Raw genomic sequence first — 1,321 nt, 5'->3', positions numbered from 1 at the left:
CCGGGGCTTTCGCAAGGTGGCACAACACTTTGGCATCGATTTCAGCCTGCTTCGGCGCTGGGTTGCTGGCTACCAAGTCGGTGCCAGCCTCAGCCCTCGCTCGCATGGTCGCCGCTACACTGAGGAATTCAAGCGGCGGGTGCTCAAGTACATGCTTGAGCATCGCCTGTCCCTGCGCCAGACAGCGGCGCACTTTGACCTTGGACAGTCCTCACAGATAGGCATTTGGCTGCGGCAGCACTACAGTGGCAGTCCTGTAGCCACTCTCGCCAAACAAAGAAAATCAGCCGTGCCGAAGAAAATTAAGCCCATCAAGCCGACAGACACCAATGACGCAGAGAAATCTCGTGAGCAGTTGTTGAGCGAGCTCGAGTATCTGCGCATGGAGAATGATGTCCTAAAGGAGTTAAAGGCTCTGCGAGAGGAGAAGGAGCGAACACGGACGAAAAAGTCCTGATCGTCTGCAAATTCAGACATAAATATCCGCTGCTTGACCTCTTGCAGATGGTGGGGTTGGCACGCAGTACCTTTTATTACCAGGTCAAGTGCCAGCAAAAGCCGGACAGGCACGCTTCGCTCAAGGAGTTGGTGCAGCGTGTCTATCACGAGGAGAAAGGGCTGTATGGCTACCGCCGAATTGCCCTTGCCATCAGGAACCAGGGGACCTTGGTCAACAAGAAGGTCATTGAACGGTTGATGGCTGAGCTTGGTTTGCAGTCCGTTGTACGCCCGAAGAAGTATCGATCCTATCGCGGCATTGTCGGCAAGGTGGCCATGAATTTGCTGGAGCGTAATTTCGTCGCGCAACGCCCCAACCAGAAGTGGGTGACCGATGTCACTGAGTTCAAAGTGGCCCAGCAAAAGCTCTACCTGTCGCCCGTGATGGACTTGTACAACGGTGAGATCATTGCCTATGAAACAGCTTGCCGGCCTACCTATGGCCTGGTCGGGAACATGCTGGAAAAGGCGCTCGATGGGTTGGGTGAAAAGCCCAAGCTAGTGATCCACTCAGATCAAGGATGGCATTACCAGCAGCCCCAATACCGCCATAAGCTCGCAGCGCGCGGTGTGAAGCAGAGCATGTCTCGCAAGGGTAATTGTCTGGATAATGCAGCGATGGAAAGCTTCTTCAGCACACTGAAGTCAGAGTTCTTCTACCTGAAGCGCTTTGAAAGCGTCGAAGAGCTGAAGGCGGGCCTGGAGGAGTACATCCATTATTACAACCATGATCGCATCAGGCTGAAACTCAATGGCCTGAGCCCTGTCAGCTACAGGACTCAGGCTACTGGCTAAAACTGTCCAACTTTTCGGGGGCAGTCCA

At 54.0% G+C, this 1,321-nt stretch carries 1 protein-coding gene; it reads left to right on the top strand.

Features of this window, described 5'->3' with window-relative positions; all coding sequences use genetic code 11:
• Positions 1–1,293, top strand: a protein-coding gene (locus tag CAF92_RS26210; RefSeq protein ID WP_256573815.1) for an IS3 family transposase whose coding sequence is annotated in 2 segments (ribosomal slippage) — positions 1–409 and positions 412–1,293 — 1,291 coding nt annotated over the 2 segments. Because the reading frame shifts where the segments join, the coding sequence is not laid out codon by codon here. This gene is flagged as partial in the annotation.
• Positions 1,294–1,321 lie beyond the last annotated feature (28 nt).

The organism is Pseudomonas sp. B10(2017), assembly GCF_002113295.1.
In the GTDB taxonomy this organism is placed as follows: Bacteria; Pseudomonadota; Gammaproteobacteria; order Pseudomonadales; family Pseudomonadaceae; genus Aquipseudomonas; species Aquipseudomonas pudica.
The sequence above is the reverse complement of the archived record's forward strand: the minus strand, read 5'-3'. Positions and strand labels throughout refer to the sequence as shown.